The organism is Reinekea sp. (genome assembly GCF_982785585.1).
Genome location: NZ_CEYAVF010000033.1, coordinates 15046 through 32486 on the forward strand (window position 1 = coordinate 15046; position 17441 = coordinate 32486).

At 55.3% G+C, this 17441-nt stretch carries 14 protein-coding genes; 8 read left to right on the plus strand and 6 right to left on the minus strand.

What is annotated here, in order from left to right; all coding sequences use genetic code 11:
• Positions 1-132: 132 nt before the first annotated feature.
• Positions 133-1515 (minus strand): Do family serine endopeptidase, encoded by a 1383-nt coding sequence (locus tag AC4FIC_RS12515; RefSeq protein WP_476194276.1) that lies wholly within the window; start codon positions 1513-1515, stop codon positions 133-135.
• An 87-nt stretch (positions 1516-1602) separates the two neighbouring features.
• Positions 1603-2082: a SoxR reducing system RseC family protein gene (locus AC4FIC_RS12520; protein WP_100257626.1), complete on the minus strand. Its 480-nt coding sequence runs from the start codon at positions 2080-2082 to the stop codon at positions 1603-1605.
• Positions 2083-2284: 202 nt separating this feature from the next.
• On the opposite strand from AC4FIC_RS12520, the gene nadB reads away from it, so the two are divergent.
• A complete protein-coding gene (gene nadB / locus AC4FIC_RS12525; RefSeq protein WP_273285166.1) occupies positions 2285-3886 on the plus strand; it encodes an L-aspartate oxidase in 1602 nt (533 codons plus the stop codon).
• Here nadB and AC4FIC_RS12530 read toward each other — a convergent pair.
• Complete coding sequence (locus tag AC4FIC_RS12530) at positions 3873-4331, minus strand: protein YgfX (RefSeq protein ID WP_100257628.1); 459 nt, start codon at positions 4329-4331, stop codon at positions 3873-3875. The genes nadB and AC4FIC_RS12530 overlap by 14 nt on opposite strands.
• The gene (locus tag AC4FIC_RS12535; RefSeq protein WP_452595865.1) at positions 4315-4581 is read right to left on the minus strand and encodes an FAD assembly factor SdhE; all 267 of its coding nucleotides are present in this window, start codon (positions 4579-4581) and stop codon (positions 4315-4317) included. Before AC4FIC_RS12535 ends, AC4FIC_RS12530 begins: the two co-directional genes overlap by 17 nt.
• Positions 4582-4650: 69 nt before the next feature.
• On the opposite strand from AC4FIC_RS12535, the gene ygfZ reads away from it, so the two are divergent.
• On the plus strand, positions 4651-5529 hold the full coding sequence (ygfZ, locus tag AC4FIC_RS12540; protein ID WP_100257629.1) for a CAF17-like 4Fe-4S cluster assembly/insertion protein YgfZ: 879 nt from the start codon (positions 4651-4653) through the stop codon (positions 5527-5529).
• A 33-nt stretch (positions 5530-5562) separates the two neighbouring features.
• A complete protein-coding gene (locus AC4FIC_RS12545; RefSeq protein ID WP_100257630.1) occupies positions 5563-6399 on the plus strand; it encodes an HDOD domain-containing protein in 837 nt (278 codons plus the stop codon).
• Here the strand turns inward: AC4FIC_RS12545 and AC4FIC_RS12550 are convergent.
• Complete coding sequence (locus tag AC4FIC_RS12550; RefSeq protein ID WP_337957395.1) at positions 6385-6699, minus strand: YkgJ family cysteine cluster protein; 315 nt, start codon at positions 6697-6699, stop codon at positions 6385-6387. The genes AC4FIC_RS12545 and AC4FIC_RS12550 overlap by 15 nt on opposite strands.
• Positions 6700-6949: 250 nt before the next feature.
• Between AC4FIC_RS12550 and AC4FIC_RS12555 the strand changes: the two genes are divergently transcribed.
• Positions 6950-7720, plus strand: coding sequence for an alpha/beta fold hydrolase (locus tag AC4FIC_RS12555; protein WP_100257631.1), 771 nt, complete (start codon positions 6950-6952; stop codon positions 7718-7720).
• A 125-nt stretch (positions 7721-7845) separates the two neighbouring features.
• On the opposite strand, the gene AC4FIC_RS12560 is transcribed toward AC4FIC_RS12555, so the two are convergent.
• Positions 7846-9978, minus strand: coding sequence for a substrate-binding domain-containing protein (locus AC4FIC_RS12560; protein WP_100257632.1), 2133 nt, complete (start codon positions 9976-9978; stop codon positions 7846-7848).
• Positions 9979-10597: 619 nt separating this feature from the next.
• Here AC4FIC_RS12560 and AC4FIC_RS12565 point away from each other — a divergent pair.
• The 4 genes from AC4FIC_RS12565 to AC4FIC_RS12580 are packed head-to-tail and all read left to right on the plus strand — an operon-like array spanning position 10598 to position 17436.
• The gene (locus tag AC4FIC_RS12565; RefSeq protein WP_145980288.1) at positions 10598-11818 is read left to right on the plus strand and encodes an NAD(P)/FAD-dependent oxidoreductase; all 1221 of its coding nucleotides are present in this window, start codon (positions 10598-10600) and stop codon (positions 11816-11818) included.
• A 10-nt stretch (positions 11819-11828) separates the two neighbouring features.
• Positions 11829-14372 (plus strand): nitrite reductase large subunit NirB, encoded by a 2544-nt coding sequence (gene nirB / locus AC4FIC_RS12570; protein ID WP_476194277.1) that lies wholly within the window; start codon positions 11829-11831, stop codon positions 14370-14372.
• Positions 14373-14403: 31 nt separating this feature from the next.
• Positions 14404-14745 (plus strand): nitrite reductase small subunit NirD, encoded by a 342-nt coding sequence (gene nirD / locus AC4FIC_RS12575; protein WP_100257635.1) that lies wholly within the window; start codon positions 14404-14406, stop codon positions 14743-14745.
• Positions 14746-14760: 15 nt separating this feature from the next.
• On the plus strand, positions 14761-17436 hold the full coding sequence (locus AC4FIC_RS12580; protein ID WP_476195050.1) for a nitrate reductase: 2676 nt from the start codon (positions 14761-14763) through the stop codon (positions 17434-17436).
• The last annotated feature ends 5 nt before the right edge of the window (positions 17437-17441 follow it).

The window sequence follows — 17441 nt, forward strand, 5'->3', positions numbered from 1 at the left end:
CAACGGGGCAATAAACTCGATATAAGCCACAGCGGGGGCTGGTGCGGTGGCATGGACTGCAATTGCTGAGGGGCTTAAAAAAACCAACGGCCGAACGTCAGGACCCTGCGCGGTGGCAGGGCCTTAGGTTATTTACTTGGTCGGGATGGCCAGGTAAACAATGTTCTCGCCCCGCAAAATGCGCACCGCTACCGCGCCATTTTCAGGCAAATCGGTCACAATGCGGTCAAAGTCGCCCTTATCGCGGACAAACTCATTCCTCATCATGGTAATGATATCCCCCTTGCGCAGACCGGCGCGGAGAGCCGGACCGTCGAGTATATCTAACACCACCACGCCATTTCGCTCACCGGCATCTTCGATGATAATGTTCAGTGGGTTGTCCGCTTGCGGTTGGGCTGGGGTAACGCTCCGGGCCATGGCTTGCGGATTAAACACGCCGATTTTAACGGTCAGAGATTTATTTTTGCCGGCCCGAACCACCTTGACCTCAACCTCAGCACCGGGACTGATCACGCCGACTAGAGGTGGTAAGTCGGAATAGCGCTTGATCTTAATGCCGTCAAACTCAACCAGCACATCGTCAGCTAATAAGCCCGCGTCGGCGGCGGGGCTACCCTGGATAACTCGCGCTAGCAGTGCACCTTCGGGTCGCTCCAAACCGAGGGACTTGGCCAGGTCAACATCATCATTAAAAGGAGGGTACATTTCGACCCCAAGCCAACCGCGCAGAACCGAGCCATTTTCTTTCAATTGCTCGGCAACATTCTTGACAATGTTAATCGGTATCGCGAAAGAGACACCCATGAAACCACCCGAACGGGTATAGATCTGCGAGTTGATGCCAACCACTTCACCCTTGAGATTAAACAAGGGCCCACCGGAGTTACCGGGGTTGATCGCGACATCGGTTTGGATAAAGGGCACGTAGCGGTCACTGCCGCCCAATGCACGACCCTTAGCACTTACGATGCCTTGGGTGACGCTGTATTCGAAGTTAAAGGGCGAGCCGATGGCCAAGACCCATTCGCCGACCTTCAACTCATCGCTGTTGCCAAAGGTCACGGCCGGTAGTTTGCTGGCCTCGATCTTCAGTAAGGCCACATCGCTGGCCGGATCGGCCCCGATCACCGTGGCGGCATATTCGTCCCCATTGGTGAGGCGCACGTTGACCTCGTCGGCACCCTCGATGACATGATTGTTGGTCAAAATATAGCCATCAGCAGAGATAATGAAGCCCGAGCCCAAACCCTGACTGGGTTGCGGGGTATTGAATTCAAAGCCTTCCGGGAGTTGATCGCCGAAGAAGTAGCGAAACAATTCTGGGATATCTTCCTGAGTTTGACCTTGGGAATTGGTCATACGACTGGCGACGGTGCTGATCTTCACCACCGAAGGGGACTGTTGCTCAACTAGGACTGTGAAATCGGGCAATACCACCGTGGCGGAATATGCCAGGGTACTGGCCAGAAAAGCCATGGCCGCCAGGAAGGCGACTGGTAATCGATGCTGCATAGGTTGTACTCCAATTCGACGATGTTTCGCGCTGTAGAGTACGGCCAGAAGCTTGCCGTGGGCTGCCGCTTTACATCTGATTTACACCTAGGTCATCGGGCTTGACGCGATTAGGTCCGGACTTTTACGCAACCCATGCAGCCGAACTATTTGCGGCACCAAACGGGTGTATTTATCAAAGTGAATGCGACTTAAGGCCAGATAGGATAGACCGAGGCAGGCGATCAAGCAGAGCAATTGGATCGGTTCTGACAAACCCAGCCAAACCGCCAAACTCAGACCTAAAAAAGCGTTCAGTAAGGGCACTAAATAGACTAATAGGGCGACCACACTGAGCGTATCTGGCGTCATACCTAGGTCAACTCGCGTACCGACCTCGGCACCAAGCACGGCAGGCACCTTAAAATGATTTTTCTGCTGCTGAGTCGGGGCATCACCCCACTCACTCATAAGCGCTTGGCCGCAGCCTTGCCGGGCGCTGCACGACCCGCAGGCCGAGGTCTGCAACACTTCCACCACCAACCAGTCGGCGTTGGCGGCCACGACGGTACCCTGTTCAATTATCATTGCAACTGGCCCTTAACTTTACTGCATCTTATAGCGCGGGCGAGGCAATCGACAGCACCTAGGCACTTTTTTTCGCCCTAAATCCATATGTCATAACAAAATGACCACTCAAAAGGGACGTAACAGTGACTTTTGCGGTAAATCAATACCCAAGCGCCCGCCCTATACCTTATGATTGATCTTATTTTGGAGGCTTTAGCCCATGTCTGTGCGCCTTGCGACCGATGTTTTGATTATTGGCTCTGGAGCGGCCGGTTTAACAACCGCGCTCAGCTTGCCCACCTCGATGAACATCCTGGTGATCAGCAAAGGAAAGATCGGCACCGGTTCCACTGCCTGGGCTCAGGGCGGTGTCGCTGGGGTGCTGGACGAGGTCGATTCAGTTGATCAGCATGTCCAGGACACCCTCAATGCTGGCGCAGGCCTGTGTGATCCAGCCGCCGTGCGCCATACCATCGAGCGCTCCAGCAGTGCCATCCATTGGTTGATTGAGCAAGGCGTGCCGTTCACTCGGGTCGATGGCTCCGATGTCGAATTTCATCTGACCCGGGAAGGCGGCCACAGTCAACGGCGCATTATTCACGCCGCAGACGCGACCGGTCTGGCCATTTCCGAGACGCTGATCAAACGCGTCCGACAGGCGCCCAATATCCAAATATTGGAGAACCATGTCGCCATTGATCTGATTACCACCGAGAAACTCGGCCTTGTCGACCAGGAAAATCGCTGCGTTGGGGCCTATATTCTCGACACCCTGACCGACCAGGCGGTTACCATTGGCGCCCGCTTTACTGTGCTCACCAGCGGCGGGGCCAGCAAGGTCTACCTGTACACATCCAATCCGGATGGCGCGACCGGTGACGGCATTGCCATGGCTTGGCGAGCGGGGTGCCGGATTGTTAATATGGAGTTTAATCAGTTCCATCCGACCTGTTTATTTCACCCCAAGGCCAAATCCTTTTTGATTTCCGAGGCGCTGCGCGGTGAAGGCGGGCTCCTCAAGCTGCCCAATGGCGAACGCTTTATGCAGCACTTTGATGAACGGGCCGAATTGGCCCCCCGGGATATAGTCGCCCGAGCCATTGACCATGAGATGAAACGTCTGGGCGTCGACAATCTGTATCTGGATATTTCTCACAAATCGCCGGACTTTATTAAAAGCCATTTTCCGACCATTTATCGCCGCTGTCTGGAATATGGCTTCGATATGACCAAGGAGCCCTTGCCGGTTGTCCCGGCGGCACACTATACCTGCGGCGGCATCCGCATCGATGCTCAGGGCGCAACCGATTTGGCCGGCCTGTTTGCCGCCGGCGAATGCACCTATACCGGATTACACGGCGCCAATCGCCTGGCCTCCAATTCGCTGCTCGAATGCATCGTTTATGCCCAGGCCGCTGCGGAACACATTCAAGTGTCCTCGGCCACTCAGTTTGATCCGGAAAAACTGCCCTTATGGGATGAATCGAGAGTCGGAGATTCCGATGAGAAGATTGTGATCACCCATAACTGGGACGAATTGCGCCGCTTTATGTGGGATTATGTTGGCATCGTGCGGACCGACAAACGACTGGAGCGCGCCAAGCGACGAGTGGGATTGCTTAAGCAAGAGATTAGCGAATATTATTCGAACTTCCGTGTCACGGCCGATCTATTGGAGCTACGCAATCTGGTTGTGGTCGCCGAATTAATTATCGAATCGGCGCTGTCACGCAAAGAAAGTCGCGGCTTGCACTTCACCCGCAGTCATCCAGAGCTCAGCGATCAGGCCCAGATCACCGTCCTGTCACCTAAAAAAGCCTGAGCCATGCGCCATCTGGCAAATGTTGACGGTCCTGGGCGGCGCGCAATGTCGGTTGCATTACCCGGAAGCCCATATTCAAGGCGCGCCAGCTGGCCGCGCTGACGCTGTCCTGCCAGATGGTGAGGGTCAGTCGCTGACCGTCGTCTTGGCTTAGTTCAAGCTGCATAAAAGCGTGAGATAAGCGCCCTTCACCGTGCCATTGAAAGCGCTCTATGGCCGTGTCGGTCGATAACTGGACGCCATCGAGTGCCAAACGAATCCGCTTCGCTCGATATTCCGCAGACCAAAAAAAATGCCCTAAGAAGGGCAACGTGAACCACAGTAGATGGGTCGTTAGCGGCCAAGACAACAGAGTCGAGAGCACCATGCCTTGGAAAGTTGCCAGCCAAAGGTATCCGGCGCGTCGGTTGGGCGCACTGATACCAGCCTCAATGACTACGGGCATTATCCAAAACCAATTCAACAATGCGCTGAATTTCACTATCGGCCGATTTAGATTTTTCCAGAAACCAATTAAACAGGTCCTGATCTTCGCAATCGATCATGCGACGATAGACCATTTTATCCGTTTCATTAAGAGCGCTGTAATGATTTTCAGTAAAGGGTAATAACAATACGTCCAACTCCAGCATCCCGCGTCGGCTGTGCCAAACCAGTCGGCGTAGCTGTTCTGCTTGTTTTTCTATAGTGTCCACTGTCAATTATCCAATTAGGGCCTATTATAGGCCTAAGTTTAACACCAACAGGTAACCAAACCGAGCCTTATGAAGCAAATAACCGCCTATCCGCTGGAGCATCTCGCCGTACTCACCATCAGCGGTAAAGACACCGTGAAATTCCTTCAGGGCCAATGCACTCAAGACATCAACCTGCTGATTCCTGAGCAGGCCAGCCCCGGCGCCTTCTGTAACGCCAAGGGTCGCGCCATCACCAATGTCTGGTTGATTCGCAGCAAGGCTGCCGAGCCGATTATTCACCTCTGCTGTCATCGCAGCAGCGCCGTCCGCTTGGCAAAACATTTGAGCCAATACATCGCTTTTTTTCGCGGCACGCAGTTGACCGATAATTCTGACCGGTTTGAGGGCTTTGGACTGCTCGGTGAGTCTGGCGAGAACTGGCTCACAACTCTACCCGAGGAGGCCACGGGCCGCTTTCAGTGCCAAGCGCCAGACGGTCGTTGGTTGGTTTGGCTGGATAGCGATGCGCAGTTTTATCAGTCGGTCATGGACCATCTGTTGCCATTAATGGCCAGCGACAGCGGTGTTTGGCAGGCCGCTGATATCACCAGTCAAACGCTCTGGCTGACCGACGACCAGGCCGAAAAGTGGATTCCGCAGAATTTCAGCCTGGACAAACAGGGCGGTATTTCGTTCAAAAAAGGCTGTTATACGGGACAAGAAGTCATTGCCCGGCTACATTTTAAAGGGGCCAGCAAAAAAAGCCTCTGTGCCTTGCGCTGGTCCGGCCAAGTGCCATCGGCCGATGGCAAGATATACCAAGGCACTGTAGCCATCGGGGATATAGTACAGGCGGGCGCTACTGAAACGTCACAGTTAGCCTTAGCGATTCTCAAAATCGGACCCGATCACCCCACTCTTTATGCTGATAACAATCAGCAGGTTGTAGCAGAGCGACTAGACTGAGATTTAACAATCTTATGGAACCTAATCGGCAGCATGAGTTACTTAGTTGAAACGATAGCGAATGACATCTTGGCCGCCTTACAAAACGACCGGCTGACCCTGCCTAGCCTGCCGGAAGTGGCGTTAAAGGTTCGAGATGTCGCTGAATGCGACAATTCCACCATCCTAAACCTGACCGAAATCATCGCTCAAGATGCCGCCTTATCGGCGCGCATTATTCGCGTAGTCAATAGTCCGCTATTGCGGGCGCCACAGGAGGTCAATGATCTCACCGTCGCGGTCAGTCGACTGGGCATGCATTACACCTCAAATCTAGCGATCGGCCTGGCCATGGAGCAGATGTTTCAAGCCACCAGCGAGATGATTGAAAAGCGCCTGCGGGCCTTGTGGCAACTGACCGGACAAGTGTCCAACTGGGCGACCGTATTGGCCACGCACTGCCATCTAGTGCCGCCCGATGAGGCCCTGCTAGCGGGCCTTGTCCATCGTTTGGGTGCGCTCCCCATCCTAGCCTATGCTGAAGCACGCGATGATTTAATTCAGGACAATATCACCTTGGGCAAGGTCATCGATCGGCTGCACGGGCCCTTGGGCTCCGCCATCTTAGAAAAATGGTCGTTTCCGCAGAAGCTCGCCGACGTTCCCCGACTGTACCGCAAAATTAGTCGGGCCTCATCGGTGCCAGACCCCGCTGGGTTGATCACCCTGGCCAATCTAATCCACAATCGGGACCGACACATTGGCTGGGGGCTCCAGAATTGGGAAGAATTATCACTGTTCAAAACCTTTAACCTGCCTACTGATAAAAAAGACCCACTCTATGCCCAGCTGGCAATCCGCGTGGCACAGAGCAGCTCAGCCTTTTTCTAGGGCTAGCCATTCATTTGAACAGTGCGGCTGAGGTTGATTTTCCTCAGGTATCAGCCCTTCTAGGGTCAACATAATCTGCATCGCCTCTTGTTGGCTCGTGCCACAAAAAGCCACTTCTGGCCTAAAGTCCGCACAAACTTGGGGTCTGCGCGGGTCGCCAAATAGCTGGCATCCCAGGTGTCGATCCAGATGCACACAGGCTACACCCGCAGGCTTACCCTGTGGCATGCCATAAAATGGTTGCTTAATCGCCGGCGCAATACAGCAGGCGCCACACTTTTCTCGACATTCCATAACCATTCCTAACCTCAGTGTGTAATGTTAGCGCCTTACGCCCTATCCGCACTCGAGCAGTCGAGGTGATTTTATCCTCTGACGTAGCTGCGTTGTCGATCGGCGCTACTATAGCCAGTATCCGGTTGGGCTGCTAGGCCAGCATAGCTCGACGCTTAACCGTCAACCTCGGGGTGCATGGGTCGGCCAAATAGCAGATGGCTTTTAAAAATTTCGCTCGGTAAACTGCTGCGACTCTTCGCATACTGGTAGCACAATGATTTACAGCGAAACATTAGGCTCGGGCCCGGATCTAATCTTCCTTCATGGCCTATTCGGTGCCGGTGACAACTGGCGCAGTATTGGCCGGCAACTGAGTGACCGGTATCGGGTACATCTGCTCGACCTGCCCAATCACGGGCGCTCGCCCTGGCTGGATGATCCGACCTTGGTCAATCTCGCCGCGGCGGTAAATGACTGGATCGACCATCAAGGTATCGAACGCTACCGACTGCTTGGTCATTCACTGGGCGGTAAGGTCGCCATGCAATTGGCTCTCAACGAGCATGTTGGCGAGTTGACGCGACTGATCGTAGTCGATATAGCGCCCAAGCCTTACCCACCGCACCATCAAGACATCTTTTTGGCGCTCAAGCGCGCCGACCTGGCTACCCTACCCGATCGTAAAGCCGTAGAGGCCGATATCGCCGATCTGGTGACCGATGTTGGCGTGCGCCAGTTTTTGTTAAAAAGCCTTTATAAACAGGACGGCAAACTGGCCTGGCGCTTTAATCTCTCGGTCTTGGAGTCACGTTACGAGAGCATTGCGCAGGCACCAACCACGACTCAGCCCTTTGACGGCCCAACGCTCTTTATCAAAGGCATGAACAGCCACTATATAGCCGCCGAAGACCAAGAGTTGATCCGCTCGATGTTTCCCCAGTCGAGCGCCAAACTGATCGAGGGCGCCGGACATTGGCCCCATGCCGAAAAACCGCTGGTCTTCGGTAAATTATTGACTGACTTTTTAGCCAAGGAAAATATCTGATGGCCGGATCCAGCCTGTTTATGCTGCTTGATGTTATTGGCCTGATGACCAAGGTTGCTGCGCCTAAGTCCAGCGAAGTGACCAGTCGGCGCGCTTGAGACCGGCACAACAATCCCCATTCACACCTAGGATTTAGGCTCGACGAGATCAATCGAACCGGCCTCAAAGCTCTGATGACGAGCGGCCGGTTTCAGTAGCGCACGAAAACCATTGCCTTGTGCCGATTGCACCTCAATGGTCCAAAACAACTTCTGTGATAAGAGATTGTAGACTATATGCATACCCAAGCCGCTGCCGCCCTTGCCACGCGTAGTGGTGAAAAAGGGATCGAATATCTGCTTTACAGTCGCTGCATTGGCGCCCTTACCGTTATCCTGAGTACTCAATTCAAATCCCGATCGGGTCTTCTTCAAACGCATCTCGATGGTACCGGCCAGCTCACCGTCATCGAAGCCATGGACTAAGGCATTCATAAACAGATTGGTCACCACCTGAGCAACCGCCCCAGGGTAGGTGTCGACCACAATGCCCGACTCAAAGTCGGTTATGAGCTCAACCTGGGTGCCCTTCAACTGATGGCGCAAGCTAACCAAGACGCTGGTCAGGTAGTCACCCAAATCAAAGATTCGTTTTGCCTCGCCAGTTTGGTCAACCGACACCAACTTAAAGTTCGAAATAAGGTTGGCAGCCCGGCTTAAACTTTGAAAAATAATCTCGGCGTATTCGATCGCGTCGGTAAGGTAGGCGTCAAAGTTCGATCGGGTCATACTGTTGTTTGAAATTTGTGTCTGCAATGCATGGGTCGCCGTTAATAACGATGAGGCGGCTAACTTGCCGGTACCGATCGGCGTATTGATTTCGTGCGCTACGCCACTGACCAGACTGCCCAACGATGCCATGCGGGCGTTCATTTCATTGAGTTGACGATAATGCTCGCTAGTACGCACCAGCGCATCGGCGTGCAAAACCTCGGACAGCTGGACGCCGATAACCTCAATAAATTCGGCTGCATCCGGAGCACAGCTGGCCACCATATAGCCAAAGTGCTCGTCATCGAATTCCAGCGTACAGATTAAAGAGTAGTTGCCCGAACTAACGGGTTCTAAAAAGGACAGCGGGATCATCGGCTGAGCATAGGGTGTGTTGGTGCCCTGCCCAGCCAAATTTATTTCGCTGAAAAACCGACTGCCATCTTCCGGATGGGTCAGCAAAAAAAGCGAAAGCTGATCAACTTCCAATTCCGCCAAGGGTGCCTTGGCGCTGACCATCACCTCTGCCAGTGGCACCTGCGCCTTTAACAGCCGCAACAGGTCGAGTTTGCGTGATTTATTATCCCGTTGATATATTAGCGCCCACTGCTCCGACAGGTTTTGATCGTGATTACTGACCGTAGGGGGCGAATTGTCGGTGGTTTCCCGAAAGACCGGCGCGCCTTTGACCACCCGGTCTACCAGCCGCTGACTAGGTTTGACCAGCAGTGCCAAGGCCTGCTCCCCAGCGAGCTTGCCCAAGGCTTTGGCTGGAAAGTGCACGGTGGTCAATCCCGGGAGCATGGCGGCGGCATATTCGAAATCATCGTAACCGGTCACCCAGCACTGTCCTGGGCATTCGATCCCGTGCGCCTTAAGACTGTCGAGCACACCCTTGGCGCTCAGATCGTTGCCGCACACTATGACATCGGCCCACGACCCGGCGGCGAGATAGGCGTCAATCAGGGTGCGCGCGGCAAAGGTGGTGAAATTACCGACCAGCACCTCAATGTCAGTGCTCGAACGACCGGACTCTTCGAAGGCGCGATACAAGGCGTGCTGACGAATCTGACTGTCGACATTGCCCACCGGCCCACTCAGATACAAAAACCGGGCGGTAGAGCGGCGTGCCACAATATCGACCATTAGCTCATACATGCCGTCGAAATTATCGACCAAGACATTGGCCACGTCGGGTACCGCGCTGCCGATATTTACGATTGGGATACCCTGATAGAGGGCGAGTATTTTTTCATAGCTGCCATTGCCCGACACATAACCTAAACCGCCGCCATAACCGATCAACACCGACGGCTGCAGCGCTCGAAACTGATGATGGATCCAAAGACAGCGATCCAGTTGCGCCGCCGATTCCGGCAAATATTGCAGCGGCGCAAAGATGACCCTTATCGCTTGATCGGAAAATGCTTCGGCAATGCCGCTGCAGATGCGCTGCTCAATTGTATGAATAAAGGTTGGAACCAATACCAAGGCTATTTTATCGGTCAAGGAAAACACCTCATGGGTCGGGCTAAACTCTTGTCTTGATTGCTGACCGGCGCGGACCTAACACGCCGTTTAAAAAAACGGTGCTGATGAATTTCGCAGACAGCACCGATACTAATCTGAATACCCTAGACCATGATCGGCACAATGCGAGCATCGCCTGGCTTCTACCCTATAAAAATCGTCCTACGTTGCAGCAGACTTTGCCGCTTCTGAGGTGTGAGACTTTACTTGGGCGTTGGGGCCGACCAGACCTCGGTTGTTAATAACCCGGTAGCTTCCGCAACGGCTGGCGATGACCTGTTGTGCCCAAAGTACGGGCTGCGGGCTGAGATCATTAGCGTTCCGGGTTCGCTCCATCGGGCACCACTAAGGCCCAATACCACCCTATAACGCCCATTAATAGTGCATAAAACCGACCAGCTTAAACAAAACACAACGTCTGGGCGCCAGATACCCCCAGAGGAGCGACCTGAACAGAACTGGCACGACCTTCGCTAAGTAATTTACTGCGCAACGTGGCCTTAGGTTTGGAGGCATGTTGCGCTTAGGTACGTTATTTTTGAATTGAGCATTGGCGCTCTTGGGTTTTCCCGAGGGCGTTTTTTTATGGGTGTTATTTATGTTTTCAGACCTGGCTAACAATCCTCCGGACGATACCTTGCTGATCATTGGTTTCGGCATGGCCACGGCGCGCCTGCTAAATCGCTTGGCCGATTTGGGCTACCCGGGTCCGATTTGCGTGGTCAGTCGCGAAAAAAATGTCGGCTACAATCGCATTCAACTAACGCCTTGGTTGGCAAACCCGGAGGCCGATATTGACCTCAATCTGGTCAATGCAACAGTGCTGGCGCGGTTAAACATTCGCATCCTAGCCCAAACCGATGTGGTCTCCTTCAGCGCCGATTTACATCGGGTTCGGTTGAGTGATGGCAGCGAAATGCCATTCGCTCGCGCCGTAATAGCCACCGGATCTCAGCCTGTTCTACCGGAGTGCGACTTTAGGTCGCAACCGGCCATCCGCGCATTTCGTACCCTGGAGGATGGCTATTTCCTCAGGGCGCTGCCTGAGCAATCCCATGTTGCGGTATTGGGCGGTGGCTTGCTCGGCCTAGAAGCAGCTTGGGGGCTTCGTCAACTCGGTCACCGGGTAACCCTGATCCACCGCAATAACCATTTATTGAACCGTCAGCTCAGTGCGCCCTTGGCCGCGCTCTTGGCCAACAGCTTTGTTAAGGCCGGCATCACGTTGCGTCTGAAGCGCCAAATTCGCGCCATCGACAGCGACCCACGCTTGGCCAGCATCACCCTTGATAACGCTGAAGCCCTACCAGTCCATTGCCTGATCGCCGCGGCGGGCATCCGTCCCAATATCGACTTGGCTCAGCGCGCCGGGTTGGCCACAGGGCAAGGCATCCAGGTTAATGAGGCTCTGCAAACCTCTGCTGGCCATATTTTCGCGCTCGGTGAGTGCACCGAATTTGCCGCTCAAACCTTCGGACTGGTGGCCCCAGTCTATGCCCAGGCCGAAGTATTGGCGCAGCGCCTGATGGGCGGGGCATCCGAGTTCGCGTTAACCCAGACCGATACCCGATTAAAGATTTCCGGCTTAGATGTTTTCTCAACCGGGCAGATCAATCACCCCAAAGCACAGGTACTCAGCCTGGTCGATCAGTACCAACAACGCGGCCGTACGCTGCATTTTCTCAACCATCGACTCATTGGTGCAGAGCTGTTGGGTGACCTCAGCCTGGCCAATTATTGTCAGGATTTAATTCAAACCAAACACCCCATCAGCGACCCCCGAGATGTGATCTTGGGTCGCTTGCAGAACGCTGCCTGAGGATAAAACAATGCACAGTACACAAAAGAAGAACCTGGTCATCATTGGCAATGGCATGGTCGGTCATCATTTTATCGCGCAGTGGCAGAAGCAGGCGGCCGCCGCCGGTTGGCAACTGCATATCATTGGCGCCGAACAGCAATCGGCCTATGACCGAGTGCATCTGTCAGAATACTTCCAAGGTAAGGGTCACGCCGATCTGGCCTACTGCCAGGAAGACGATTACCGTGCCCTGGGCTACAAGACCTATTTGGGTGTAACCTGCACCGAGATCGATCGGGCCCAGCGGAGAGTGCAACTCGATAACGGGATGAGCCTAGACTACGATAAGTTGGTCTTGGCCACCGGCTCCTATCCCTTTGTGCCACCGATACCCGGCTACCAAAATGCGCGCAGCTTTGTCTACCGTACCCTGGACGATCTCGATGCGATTGCGCAGGCCGCGCAGGGTCGCTCCACTGGCGTGGTGATCGGTGGCGGTCTGCTCGGCCTGGAGGCGGCCAACGCCTTGAAATCCTTGGGCCTGAAAACCCATGTCATCGAGTTTGCCCCGCGTCTGATGCCGGTCCAGTTAGATGACCCGGCCGGTGCCCTGCTAAAAACAAAGATTGAACAAATCGGCGTGTCGGTTCATACCCAGACCGGTACCCAGGCGATCGACGTCACCGACGACGATCGCCTGCGGCTCACCTTTGCCAGCGGTGAGCCGTTACTGACCGATGTGCTGGTATTTTCTGCCGGTATCCGCCCGCAGGATGCAGTCGGCGGTGCCTGTGGTTTGCAGGTTGGTGAGCGCGGCGGCATCGTGATCAACGATCACTGCCAAACATCCGATGCCGACATCTACGCCATTGGTGAGGTCGCGCTCTGGCAAGAGCGCATCTACGGACTTGTGGCACCCGGTTATCGCATGGCCGAAACCGCTGCACAGTCGATCGCCGAGGTTGAGGTAAGCGCCTTTCTCGGCGCCGACATGAGCACCAAACTTAAGTTACTCGGGGTCGATGTTGGCTCCATTGGGGATGCCCACGGCCAGTTGCCGGGTGCCCTGTCCTTCCGTTACAGCAACGAGGCCAAGGGCGTTTATAAAAAGATCGTGACCACGGCCGATGGCAAGAAATTACTCGGTGCCATGTTAGTCGGTGATAACAGCGCGTACGACACCCTACTGCAATACCATCTCAATGATATTGACCTGCCCGCCGAACCCGATAGCCTAATCTTGCCCAACCTGGCCAGCAACGCGGCACCGGCGTTAGGGGTAGATGCCCTGCCAGACGGCGCGACCATCTGCTCGTGCCTCAATGTCAGTAAGGGCGATATCATCGCGGCCCTCGATGGCGGTTGTGCGTCGACGGCCGAGGTCAAGGGTGCGACCCAAGCCAGCACCGGGTGCGGCGGGTGCGCTGCCATGCTTAAGGAGGTTGTCGATAAGACCTTGGCCGCGCGCGGCGTGGCGATTGACACCTCAATCTGTGAACATTTTTCGCACACTCGCCAGGAGCTCTATCACCTGGTGCAGATCCACGACCATCGCTCGTTCGATGCTCTGATCGCACAACATGGCACCGGCCTCGGCTGTGAAATCTGCAAACCCACGGTGTCGTCGATTCTGGCCAGTCTCTACAACGAGCCGGTGCTCGATCCGGCCCATGTCAAGTTACAGGATACCAACGATACCTTTCTCGCCAATATGCAAAAGGACGGCACCTACTCGATTGTGCCGCGTATCGCCGGTGGCGAAATCACCCCCGCAGGCCTGATCAAGATCGGCCAGTTGGCGCAGGAATTCAACCTCTATACCAAGATCACCGGCGGCCAACGGATCGATATGTTCGGGGCCCAGTTGCATGAACTGCCGCTGATCTGGCGTCAGTTGGTCGACGCCGGCTTTGAAACCGGACAAGCCTATGGCAAGTCGGTCCGCACGGTAAAAAGTTGTGTCGGTAGCACCTGGTGTCGATTTGGTGTTCAGGATGCCGTCAATATGGCGATCCTGATCGAGAATCGTTACAAGGGTTTGCGCGCACCCCATAAGCTGAAGTTCGCGGTCTCTGGCTGCACCCGCGAATGTGCCGAAGCACAGAGTAAGGATGTTGGCATTATTGCCACCGAAAACGGCTGGAATCTCTATGTCGGCGGCAATGGTGGGATGAAGCCACGCCATGCCGATCTGTTCGCGACCGATCTCAATGACGTCGAACTGATACAAACCATCGACCGCTTTTTGATGTTCTATATTCGCACCGCCGATCGGTTACAACGCACCGCCCGCTGGTTGGAAAACCTCGACGGCGGACTGGACTATCTCACCGAGGTTATCCTCAACGACTCACTGGGTTTGGGCGATGATTTGCAAGCGCAGATGCATCGCATTGTGGCCACCTTTGAATGTGAATGGACTTCGACCCTCAACGATCCGGAAAAACTCAAACGCTTTCGAACTTTTGTAAACAGCGATGCGCGAGACAGCAATATCGTCTTTGTCGAGGAACGCGCTCAAAAACGGCCCGCAACCGACGCTGAAAAAATATCACTGATCGCCACGAGCTGAACGAACCATCTGCCACCTGAGGAGAAATACCATGACCACGATAGACAATAAAGAATGGCTACTGGCCTGCACGAAGGCCGACTTGGTGGCCCAGTCCGGCGTTGCCATATTGGTTAAAAATCAGCAAGTTGCGTTATTTTATTTGCCGGAAAACGACACCATCTATGCCTTGAGTAACTACTGTCCGTTCAGCCGGGCCAATGTTATCGCACGCGGTATTATCGGCGATCTCAAGGGCCAGCTGGTCGTGGCCAGTCCGATCTATAAACAACATTTTTGCTTGCTCAGCGGGGCCTGTCTTGAAGACAGTCAGGTTGCCTTGAACGTCTATGACGTAAAGGTTCAAGACGACCTTATTCAGATTGCCCTCTAACCGAAAAGAGATCTTATGAACCAGACTGGCCTAAAAACAACCTGCGCCTATTGTGGCGTCGGCTGCGGTGTCACGGTGCCGACCGAAAACGACCGTCGGGTCAACGTCAGTGGCGATGCACAGCACCCGGCCAATAGGGGGCGGTTGTGCGTTAAGGGTACCCATCTGGGGGATGTCTTACCGCTTAAGGATCGCTTGCTGATACCCAGCGTGCACGGCGAACCGGTCAGTTGGGATCTGGCCAGCCAGACCATCGCCGATAAGATCCGCCAGGCCCAGGCCCAGTATGGTGCCAACTCGGTGGCCTTTTATCTCTCCGGCCAACTGCTCACCGAAGACTATTACGCCGCCAATAAGCTGGCCAAGGGTTTTTTAGGCACCGCCAATGTCGACACCAACTCGCGTCTCTGCATGGCGTCGGCGGTGGCCGCACACGTGCGCGCCTTCGGTGAGGATGCCCCGCCCAGTTGCTATGAGGATGTGGAAATCGCCGACCTGGTGGTGGTGACCGGATCCAACTTGGCGTGGGCCCATCCGGTTTTGTTTCAACGTTTGCAAGCCGCCCGCGCCGAGCAGCCGAGTAAAAAAATGGTGGTTATCGATCCCCGCAAGACCGCCACCGCCCTGGAAGCGGACCTGCACTTGGCGATCAAACCCGGCGCCGATGGCCAGTTGTTTAATGCCTTGTTGGTCTATCTGGATAAGCATCAGGCCTGCGCTAGGGAGTACATCGCCGAGCACGTCAGCGGTTATGCACAAACCCTGGCCGCGGCGACATTGGATGTGGGTACCGATAGCCGCATCCAGGCGGAATTGTGCGGCCTACCCGAAGCGGATCTGTTGGCATTCTTTGCCCTGTTCGCCCAAACCCCTAAAACCACTACCCTATGGTCGATGGGCATCAATCAGTCGGAGTCTGGGGTCGATAAAAGCAACGCCATTATTAATGTTCATCTGGCCACCGGCCGCATCGGTCAACCCGGTGCCAGCGCCTTCTCGATCACCGGTCAGCCCAACGCCATGGGCGGTCGGGAGGTTGGGGGCCTGGCCAACCAGTTGGCCATCCACCGCGGTTTCGATGCCGACAGCATTGCCCAGGTCGGCGCCTTTTGGCAGGCCAGCCATATGGCCCAAAAGCCCGGCCTCAAAGCCGTGGATCTGTTCGATGCCTGCCTGGCCGGTGACATCAAGGTGTTATGGATTATGGCCACCAACCCGGTGGCCAGCCTGCCCGACGCCAATAAGATTCGCGCCGCCTTGGCCCAGGTCGAGACGTTGATCGTCTCCGAAGTCGTGCAGTCGACCGATACGCTCGACTGTGCCGATATTCGCCTACCGGCCCTAGCCTGGGGTGAAAAGGACGGCACGGTGACCAACTCCGAGCGCACCATTTCCCGTCAACGGCCCTTCTTAATAGCCCCAGGCCAAGCCCGGGCCGACTGGTGGGCGCTCGCCACGGTGGCACAAAAACTGGGTTTCACGGACGCCTTTGCTTGGCACCATGCCCATGAGATCTTTCGTGAACACGCCCGACTCAGTCGCCTCAATCGCGCCACCGCGCTGAGCTTTGACCTGTCGGCCGTGGCCGACCTGAGCCTGGCCGAATACCAAGATTGGTTGCCCCAACAGTGGCCCCTTGATGGCACAACTCGAACACCCCGGCTGTTTGGCGATGGCCAATTCCCGAGCCACGACGGTCGCGCCCAGATGGTGCCGATCAGTCCGATCTCGGTCGACCAACCGGACGGCGGGGACTATATTTTAAACACCGGTCGCCTGCGCGATCAGTGGCATACCATGGCCCGCACCGGCTATGCCATGGCGTTAAACCAACACAGCCCGCAGTTTGAACTGCATATCCACCCGAACGATGCCGAGCACAATGCCATCGTCAATGGAGACCTGGTTGCGGTCCGCTCCGATCTGGGCAGCTTTTACGCCCTGGCCCGGATCGACGCCGCACAGCAGCCATCGGAGCTGTTCGCGGCCATGCATTGGAACCGCCAGTTCGCCAGCCACGGTGGCGTCGCCAATGTGATTGCCAGCCGAGTCGATCCTATTTCCGGCCAGCCGGCCAGCAAGCACGCCCGGGTACAGCTGGCCAAACAAACCAGCCAGGCCAACGGTTTTCTCTTTATCGGCGACGGTCAACCCGCACCGGATTGGCTCAACGAGCTGCTATGGTTTAAGACCCACACGCGCCAAGGTACCCTGTACCGGTTTTTTAGCCTGCAGCAATCTCTGGCCGACTTTATAGCATTGCGCAGTCAGGACGGCACACCCTGCACGATGAGCCTGACCGACAGCAGTCAACAATCGGCGCAATGGATTGGCCAGGACGCTGGCGGCTTGCAGTTTTGGCTCAGTATCCATCGCGCAGCCACGCCATGGCCCGACAGCCTATTTCTCGATCGAGCCGCCGAACAGCCAAACCCAGGGCTGAGCCTCAATGCCCTATTGACCGGACAGCAGGACGATGCCCCGATCCGTGGCAAGATCGTCTGTACCTGTTTCTCGGTAACGGACAGCCAAATCACCGACTTCTTGCAGAGCCATGCGCAAGCGAGTTTGAGCACACTGCAAACGGCCCTCTGTTGCGGTACCAATTGCGGCAGCTGCCTGACCGAGGTCAAGACGCTGGTGAAGGACAAGGCGAGCGCCCAAACGGCATCGGCAGACGCGCTCTGCTAAGCCCG